The following is a 9,443-nucleotide window of genomic DNA, read 5'->3' on the forward strand; positions in this document are numbered from 1 at the left end:
AACTCTGCTCAAATATATGCCCGAGTATGTTTACGCTCACATCGCTCATAAAGTCGTAGTCGCTTAGTTTTTGCGCCTCCATGTCAAGTTGCGCATCGTCTATAATGAGAGTGTCGAGAAGTTCATCTTTTGCGAAAAGCCCGCCGTTGTATTTTGGGATGCCTAGTTTTTCATTTCCCTCGTTTATGGCGTTAAAGTAAAACTTGTAGATATCGTAAAGTGCATAAGAGGTAAACTTCTGCCCGCTAAACTCATCTCGTATCTCTTTGATGGTGTTGTGGCGAAGCAGTCCTCTGTCTTCTGCAAAAAGCATAAATATAATGCGGTCGCAGAGCTTTTGGGTAAGTCTTAAGAGAGTGCTTTTGTTTAGAGATTGCCGCGCTTCGCTCGCAATGACAAAATTATTTTTGACAATGTTTTCAAAAAGATGCGTTCTAAATGTACTAAAATCACGGTAGAGCTCTTTTGAGATTTGCTGTTCAAAGTTAGCCGATTTCTCTTTTAGTTTAAGCGGCAAGCCCTCTTTTATGCTCTCATAGCTTAACAGTAGATGAAGTTTTTTAAACTCATCGTAAGTGAGGTAAAAGAGGTTGAACTTCTCGTAAGCGGTCTTTTTGTCTATGTAAAATCTTAGCTCGTCAAAGTTTGAAATGATGATGTACTTTGAGTTTGAGTGCGAGTTGTGGTAGTTAAAGGCTTGCGCTTCAATGGCATCGAGGTTTTTGCTCTTTTGGTCTTTTAGCTCAACTATGCCGACTACCTCGCCATTAACATAGATAACACCGTCTGCCTTTTTAGCGTCCGTTTCGTTCTTCTTTTCTCGCTCAAGATTGAAGCTTTGCGGGTTTGTGTTGTCAAGCGTATAGCCTAAGCACTCCTCAAAGACGTCATGTAAGAAGCCGTCTTGGTACTTCTCCTCTTTGACGCTCTTTACAAACTCCACTTTTGACAAAAAGTTTTGGTAGGCTGCCCACCTCTGAGCAATCAGAGCTTCATCTTGTTTGTAGGTTTTTAGGACTGAATTTAAAAATATCGGCATAAGATGATTTTCCTTGCTGCGTATTGCATAAAAAGGAGTTTAGCAAAAACTAAATTAAACTCTTGTTTTGCTCTGTTTTTACTTTCTAAGCGCCTCTCTTGCCGCTTTGTCCACAAGGGTGAAGTATTTGTCTATTTCGTTTTTGTCTTCGCTTCTTTTATGCCCTTTTACTTTGATGAAGTCACATTCGTAAAGATCCGTGAGCTCATAAAATTTTTCGTAAAGCTTGTGGTTTTTTATAAGCGTGCCTCTCTTTGTCATGTAGTGGTTTTTTTTGATCTTCTCTTCTCTCTCTTTGAGGCTGATAATATTTTGGCAGTCGGTATAGACCACTACCTTGGAGTTTTTACTCGGCAGTTTCTCCAGAGCCCACAAAAAGGTCTCAAGCTCTAGTTTGGAGGAGGTTGTGCACTCAAATCTTTTGACCTTGACCTTTAGTTTTTCAAGCGGCGCTTCAATCTCAAATTCGCCTAAAAGCAGGTACGCACCGTAGCCGATTTTTGTTTGTGGGTCAACGCTGGCATCGGTAAATAAAAAGAGGGTAGGTTTGTTTATATCAACGTACATCTGTGACTATGTTTCCTTGTTTGTTATATTAGTTTAAAAGCAATCAGGCTTATTGCCATGACAAACATGCCGAGGGTTATTCCAGCTATGGTCGTATGGGCGCTGCCGTAAACCCTTGCGGCAGGCAAAAGCTCGTCAAACGATATATATACCATGATTCCCGCGACTATACCAAAAGTAATGCCCAAAGTAGCGTCTCCCATAAAAGGCAATAGGATAAAAAAGCCCACAAGCGCACCTACAGGTTCCGCCAGTCCTGAGAGAGTCGCGTACCAAAATGCACTTTTTTTGTTCCCTGTTGCGTGATATATAGGCAGAGAGACCGCCATCCCCTCCGGTATGTTGTGAATTGCGATGGCAAAGGCAATTGTTATACCCACCGTAGGGTCTTCAAGAGCTGAAATGAAGGTGGCAAAACCCTCAGGAAAGTTGTGTATGCCGATGGCGAGTGCGGTAAAAATGCCTGTGCGTTTAAGAGCAGAGTTTTTTATGAGAGAGCTTTGTATGTCGGGTTTAAGTTCTAAGAGCTCGCTATTGCTTTTTGTCTCATGCGGATTTACATCTTGAGGGATGATTTTGTCTATGAAAGCGCTAAGAGCAATTCCTGCAAAAAAAGCAAGAACGGTAAGTGATTCTCCAAGAAGTTCGCTTGAGTAAACCTGAGTAAAGGAGTCTCTGGATTTTGGCAAAATCTCCACAAAGGAGACATAAATCATAACGCCTGCAGAAAAACCCATCCCGATAGATAAGATAGTGTAGTTTTTGCTTTTTGAGAAGAATGCCAAAAGGGCACCTATGGACGTGGAGAGCCCCGCAAGCAGAGTGAGGGCAAAAGCAAATAAAAAGGTTTCAAATGATAAATCTTGCATGCGATGATTATAAGATTTTAAAAATAAATTGCGCCTTTTATCTACTCCTTATTTGCGCTTTTTCTAGGTTCTGAAAGAAAATAGCCTTGGGTGCGGTTTACGTTTAGTTCTTTGACTTTTTCATAAACATCGCTGTTATGCACAAACTCTGCCACAGTCAATATATTGAGCCTTTTTGCAAAGTCCACAATCGTTTCAACGATTAGCTGAGCGCTTATATCTTTGTCAAGGTTTTCAATCAGGCTGCCGTCAATTTTTATATAATCTATATTTAGTTTAAGCAGATGTTCAAAATTTGAGTATCCGCTTCCAAAGTCATCAATCGCAATTCTGCAGCCGAGTTTTTTCATCTCCTGCGTAAAGATGGAGACCTCTTCATAATTCTCTATGCCCTCTGATTCTAGTATCTCAAAAATAATCCTATTTGCAACGTTATGCTGGATTATTTTTGCTTTTATGTAGTTGACAGTATCAGCATCCAAGATATCTTCAACGGATAGGTTGACAGAGAAGTCATACTCAAGATTTTCAAAGTGCATACAGCTTTTTTCAATCATGATTTTTGTAAGCGTGCTGTAGAGCCTGCTCTTTTTTGCAACATTTAAAAATAGATATGGACTTATGACTTTACCCTCATCGTCTATTAAGCGCACAAGACACTCAAAACTTGCAATTTTATCTGTTATGTTGTCAAATATAGGTTGATAGTAAGGAACAATCATATCATGCTCAATGGCTCTTTTTAGCTTTTTAACCCACTCCATATTCTCTTTATATTGACCTTCGATATTTAGATTCTCATCATAAAGCAGAAATGATTTTTGCTGTTTTTTTGCAGATTTTAGAGCTATGTCTGCTTTTTCCAAACCGCCGTCAATCTGGTATGCTCCGCCTACCGTTACTCGTATGCTTATCTCGTTGTTATCGTTGAAAAAAATCATCTTCTCAACGTCGTTTATTAGCTTATGTGCGATTTTTATAAACTCTTGAAGCGGGGGTTTTTGAACGAACAGTAGTGCAAACTCATCTCCCGAGAGGCGCTTTAGCTTAGCAAACTCATTGGTTTTAAACATATTTTTAAGTCTGTTTGAAAACTTTTTTAAAACGATATCTCCTGCAATATGTCCAAAGAAATCATTTATCTCTTTGAAGTCGTCTATATTGATAATCAGCAGTGCCCCATCATCAGTCTCTACAATATCGTTAAACATACTAAATCTATTGGGAAGACCGGTTAGCGTATCTATATAGAGCTGTGCACGAAGTTCAAGCGTCTTTTCGTTTACCTTCTCTTCAAGATAGTGGTTTATGTTTTCCTGTTTTTTAGAATACTGCACTATTTTTTTCTGCATATTGTTTAGAGCGCCTGAGATGAGTCCAATCTCATTGTTTTGCGATACAAAAGGAATCTCTATATTTTTGTTTGGAGAGTAATTTTTTAGCAGTTTAGAGATTTGTCGAAGAGGGTATAGAAGTTTTTTTACATAAACACCAAACAGCGCAAGAAGAATTACCAAAGATAAGATAAGAAGAGCAGTTAGGTCGGTATATTTGGATATAAGCTTTTTATACCCTTTGTTGGAGTATATAAGCACCAGCTCGCCTATTGCTTGCGATGAGTTTGGTTGAGTTATAGTTCTCTTTACAACAAAAGATTCCTCTACCTCCTCTTTATGCTCTTTTGACTCTACATAGTTTATAATATTATCGTTTTTGAGTACTTTTACGGCAAGAATATTTGGATTTTCTATAAGCTGAAGCGTGATTTGGTTTATTTTATCTTCCATATCAAGATACATGTTAAGCGCAATAAGCGGCTCTATGGTTTGGGCGATAATATTTGCTTTTTCTATCTCTATTTGATGGAAAGCTTCCTTGTTGATTTTGTTGGAAAGTACAAAAATAACCAAGGTTATAACGATAGAAACAAGTGCGATGGAAAGCACTATTTTGGTTGAGAGAGAGTTGAAACTTTTTCTTTTCATACAGATACCTTAGACTGCCTATATATAATGTGAAGACATTCTAGCATATATATGAAATAATTTACCCTTTTTAACTGCCGCTTTTCTCAACAAAATTGACAATTTGGTAAAGAGAATCAACAAAATCAATTCCTTTAGTATTAAGATTCTCTTTATTTAGATAAAGCACAGTTGATTTTTCAAGCATTAAAGAAAAAAGAATCCCTTGTTTTAAATTGTTCATATCGTATGCGAATGAAATAATCCCCTTTCTAGTTGCGCTTTGTGCTATTTTTTTGATATATTTGTTTGAGTTTAAGACATAAACTGCGGTTGCTTGGGTCTCATCCGAGAAGTTAGAAAACTCTACCAGATTTATTTTATAACTGTATTTACTTCTGTTTTGTCTATAGTTTGACTCTATAAACTCTCCTATCTCCAAGGCGGTATAATAGTCATTTTTTTCATAAACAATAGTATATACAATCTCTCCGTCTATGAGTTTGTCATCAATTTTTTTATCAAGCATAATGATTTTAGGGAAGATCGATGCCTGCGCTTTTAGCAGGAGCTTGTTGTATGTATATCCATAGGAAAAGTTAACGAGTATAAAAAGTAAAAGAGCTATTATTTTCATTAAAACTCTTTTTTGAATGTTACTAAGAAATTTCTGCGTTCCTGCTCGTAATCTTCAGGGTAGGTATTTACGGCAGATGGAAATTTAACGGTACTATTAAATATATTTTTTACGCTAAATGTCAAACTAAAGTCATGTTTTTTGTTTTTGTACTGCATGGCGGTGTCAAAAGTAGAGTAAGCTTTTACTTTCTCACGCGTATCTCCGAAAACTCTGCTTTTTGAGCCGACAAATTTAGCTACAGTACTAAGCGACAGAGCTCTGTCAATGTTATAGATGTAGTACCCTTTTGCCAGATGATGCGCAACATTTGAGAGCGATTCACTTCTAGCTTCATCGTTTATATAAGATTTGCCTGTCACATAGGAGTAGTTTAGATAGAGCTGATCAAGAGATGTTATATTTCCTCTATACTCCAGTTCAAATCCGTAAAGGTCGGTATCCATTACATTCTCATACTCTGGGGATGTAGATGAGTTATATATCTGGTCTTTATTTAGAAGATAAAAAAGATTTGTCTGAATATATGAGTCATTGGAGAATTTTTTAATGTAGGCAGCCTCAAAAGCGTCTACAATTTCCGGTTTTAAATCAGTGCTGCCGACTCTGGAGCGGTTGTTCATAGTAAACATCTCCTGCCACGAAGCATTTCTGTGCGAACGGCTGTATATTGCTTTAAAAATGTTTTCGGCATCTAGCTGATAGACCATAGATACTCTAGGCTCCAAACCTGCATCTTCATATGAGGTCTCTTCATAATTGAAGCCGTAGATAAAGCTAAAATTATCGCTTAATTCAAACTCGTCTTGCAGTGACACGAGGAGAGTGTTGCGCTTCGCATCTTTGTCAAAAAAAGGCAGGGTCTCACTATAGTCAACCAATTCGACATCGCCTGTTGCTCTGTTTGATAGCTTTGATACCATATCGATTGTCTCTTCTCTTGTTAGGCGGTACCCGAAAGTAAAAAGATGTCTCTCAACTCCGCTATATTTGAGATAAGATGATTGGTATAGAGTACGTTGTGCGGCAAAATGCTCTCCGTATACTCCATCCTCAAAAATAATATTGCTAACATTCAAGTCGTTAGGTAGCAATTTAGAGAATGAGTCGAACGCATCATATTTTATACCTGTATTTATATTTAGTTCATAATCGCTAATCTTTTTGTTATAGCCCAAATCTAGATAGTAGCTTGGCAGTTTTACACGGTCACTCTCTTGCGGAAGCGCATAGTTAATGCCGTAAGCACTTCCTTTTTTATGCTCAAGCATCCTAGCTTTAAGAGCAAAATCTTTATACTCAAGGCTTAATCCAAGAGAGTACTCACTTAGCCATAAAGGAGCATCTCCTGATCTTGAGAGCGCGATGTTGTTAGTACCTAAAATTCCCTGAGAGAGACCATCCGATCCTGATGGAAGTTTTTTATCATCCTCTTGGTAGAAAAGGTCTACAGAAACCTTTAGATTATCTGCTTTGTAGTTCTTAAAAAAACCGCCCATTTTGTAGGCATACGAGCCGTATTTAAAAACAAGCTTATCGCTAGACTCAAACCCTTCAAAACTCTCTGCATAAGTTATGACGTTGATGGAACCGGCATAAGCGTTAAATCCATCGGTTTTGCTTCCAGGTCCTCTTACGACTTCTATCCGCTTAATCATCTCAATGGGGAAAGAGAGATACTCAGAGTAGGCATCGAAAAAGAGGTTGTTAACTGATACACCATCGATAAAGAGCTTTGATTGACCGAATGCCAAAGAGTTTGACCCTCTGAATATAGGAGTCTGATTGTTAAAGTTATCTGTTGCCATATCAACACCCGGAACAAGAAAGAGAGCCTCTTTAAGGTTAGAGATACCAAGTTTTTCAAGCTCCTCTCCTTGAAAAACGGAGATAATATATGGCTGATAGTTCTCATTTTGCTTAGTAATCGTTGCTACTTTGTTGAAATGCTCCATCTCGCTTGAAATAGACTCCAAGAGGTCACCGCTTTGTGCTTTTAAGTTTTCAAAACATATTATCAGAAGCAAAAGAGAAACAAATAGTGATTTAGGCTTCATAATTGCTCCTGTACAGTCCGACAATTTCGGGATTATCTATGCCTAAACGCTCTGTGTATAAGATCGATGGATATCGAAGACCAACATGTTCATACATTTGTTTTTTACCCACAATTTCATAATTCATCTTATATATTCTAAGAAGACGAAAAAAGCTCTCTTCAAGGGAACCGTAGGTGTACTCAATGCCAAGTTTCATCATTTTTATGTACATAAATGTTTTAACCGCTTGTATTATTTTTTTTGTTGTTTGGATATTTCTATATTTAGCACCCACAAAGATTCTAGACATCTCACCTAGTTTCTCTCTCTCAAACATACTGTTGTCAAATGTCATACTGTTTTCTGTGGGGTAACCGATGGGTGAGTGGTGTATAAGCCTGACTGTAGCGCAAACTTTGCCGTCATCATCCAGTGCGGCAAAGTGCACGGAGTAGTTATCGTATTTATCATACTCTTTTGCATCTGGAAATTTAAAAACTTGAATATACTCAGGATATGTCTCTAAAAGTATTTTATAGCGAAATGCAAATACTCTCTCAAGCAACTCTTTGTCACAGACTTCTAAAAATGTAAAATTCAAGCTATCTCTTTGGCGCTTTATTGCAGATGCAAGTATAAGAACAATCTTTTGTTAACTGTAACAATAACCTGAAACATACACTCACACGCAAGAGCATGGGAGCGAGGGGAAATAAAAAGAGTGGACTAGCTTAGCTTCTATAATACAGCTTTGTAAAATTTATTAATTAAATATATTTATATATTTTTAATATAGCTAATAATATTTAAATATAAGTTAATACAAACTGAAATATATAGCTTCTAATTATAAGTTTTTTAAATATCCGCACATTAGACGAACTCCCGAACCTGTTGCGCCGTAAACATTACAATCCCATGGAGTCTCAGTATAAGCCGTACCGGCTATATCAAAGTGCATCCACTTCTTTTTGTTCTCTTCACGGATGAATTTGTCTAAAAACAGACCCGCAGTTATCGCTCCGCCGTAAGGCTTTGATGCCGTGTTGCTGATGTCTGCGATCTCGCTTTTTAGAAGCTTTTTAAGGTGCTTGTTAAACGGAAGAGAGCTTATCATCTCTCCTGTATCGCTTCCTGCACGCGAAATATCGTGCTTTAGCTTATGAGAGTGTCCCATAAGACCCGTAGTATACTGCCCAAGAGCAATCATACATGCACCCGTTAGCGTTGCAAAGTCGAAGATATAGTCTGCATTTACTGCATCCTGCGCATAGTCTAAAACATCCGCCAGAACTAAACGTCCTTCCGCATCGGTATTTCTAACCTCAATAGTGGTTTTACTTCTTGAAACAAGCACATCGTCGGGCTTGTAAGCATCTCCGCCTACCATATTTTCAACTGCACCGATAAATGCATGAACTTCAATGTCAAGCTTGAGTTCGCTTACCGCTTTTATCATCCCAAGAACTGCACAAGCTCCCGCTTTATCCATCTTCATAGTGACCATAGAAGTGGCAGGCTTGAGGCTTAGTCCTCCGCTGTCGTATGTCAAACCTTTTCCGACAAGCGAGATTATTTTTTTAGGGTTAGCAGGCTTGTATGAGAGATGAATCAGAGCGCTTCCGTGAATAGAAGCACGCCCGACTGCAAGCATAGCGTTCATCTTCTCTTTTGCCAAACCATCCTCTTGAAGTATTTCGCACTCTAGAGAGTTATCATCTGAGAGTTTTTGGGCAATCGAGCATAGAGTCTGAGGGTTTACCTCTTGAGGTGCTCTGTTTACGATATCGCGCGTAAAACATGTAGCATTTGAGATAATAAGAGCTTCATTAAATATAGGCTCAAGTGTAGCAAACTCGATATCTTGCGCTGCTATAAAAATATTCTCTAAAGTTGCTTTCTTCGGCTCAGATTTATACTCGTTAAACTCGTATCCGCCCAAAACTATGCCCTCGACCAACGCGCCAAGAGAAGATTTGCTGATGGCGCTTACTTTTGCCGACGTGTAGTTTGAACTCTTTAGCACTTTTATCATGGCTGCTGCAGCACTTCTGATGTCGTCGCTCTTTTTGCTATCTACTCCACAAAAGATTACTCTTTTTTCGTACAAAAAGCAGGTAGTGTCTTGCTCAGCTTTAAAGCCGGCACTGTTTAATATTTCTGCTTCTTCACTCTCACTCAACTCATCTTTGCTTATAAACTCTATTTTTATATCCGCGTCTATATCTGATATCTTTTTTTCTACTAATTTAATATTCATATTTTTTTCCTGTTTGATTTAATTTTAAAAGCTAATGTTATACATTTTTCACAAAAGTTTGTAAAACA

At 38.0% G+C, this 9,443-nt stretch carries 8 protein-coding genes; all 8 read right to left on the reverse strand.

Going from position 1 to position 9,443, the window contains the following annotated elements; genetic code table 11:
* Positions 1-1,039, reverse strand: a 1,039-nt coding sequence (locus RQ763_RS05965) for a type I restriction enzyme HsdR N-terminal domain-containing protein (RefSeq protein WP_314151750.1), incomplete at its 3' end; no start/stop codon positions are given.
* A 78-nt stretch (positions 1,040-1,117) separates the two neighbouring features.
* Entirely contained in the window at positions 1,118-1,606 is a 489-nt protein-coding gene (locus RQ763_RS05970) for a ribonuclease HI (RefSeq protein WP_314151752.1), read from the reverse strand.
* Positions 1,607-1,629: 23 nt separating this feature from the next.
* Positions 1,630-2,475, reverse strand: coding sequence for a zinc transporter ZupT (gene zupT, locus RQ763_RS05975; protein ID WP_314151753.1), 846 nt, complete (start codon positions 2,473-2,475; stop codon positions 1,630-1,632).
* Positions 2,476-2,516: 41 nt separating this feature from the next.
* Entirely contained in the window at positions 2,517-4,460 is a 1,944-nt protein-coding gene (locus tag RQ763_RS05980) for a bifunctional diguanylate cyclase/phosphodiesterase (RefSeq protein WP_314151754.1), read from the reverse strand.
* Between the two features lie 70 nt (positions 4,461-4,530).
* Positions 4,531-5,076, reverse strand: coding sequence for a hypothetical protein (locus RQ763_RS05985; protein WP_314151755.1), 546 nt, complete (start codon positions 5,074-5,076; stop codon positions 4,531-4,533).
* Complete coding sequence (locus RQ763_RS05990) at positions 5,076-7,133, reverse strand: TonB-dependent receptor plug domain-containing protein (protein WP_314151756.1); 2,058 nt, start codon at positions 7,131-7,133, stop codon at positions 5,076-5,078. Before RQ763_RS05990 ends, RQ763_RS05985 begins: the two co-directional genes overlap by 1 nt.
* On the reverse strand, positions 7,123-7,716 hold the full coding sequence (locus RQ763_RS05995; RefSeq protein WP_314151757.1) for a GNAT family N-acyltransferase: 594 nt from the start codon (positions 7,714-7,716) through the stop codon (positions 7,123-7,125). The genes RQ763_RS05990 and RQ763_RS05995 overlap by 11 nt, the downstream gene beginning before the upstream one ends.
* Before the next feature lie 246 nt (positions 7,717-7,962).
* Positions 7,963-9,375, reverse strand: a complete 1,413-nt coding sequence (locus tag RQ763_RS06000) for a leucyl aminopeptidase (RefSeq protein WP_314151758.1) — start codon at positions 9,373-9,375, stop codon at positions 7,963-7,965.
* Positions 9,376-9,443: the final 68 nt, after the last annotated feature.

It is taken from the genome of Sulfurimonas sp., assembly GCF_032250635.1.
Lineage (GTDB): Bacteria > Campylobacterota > Campylobacteria > Campylobacterales > Sulfurimonadaceae > Sulfurimonas.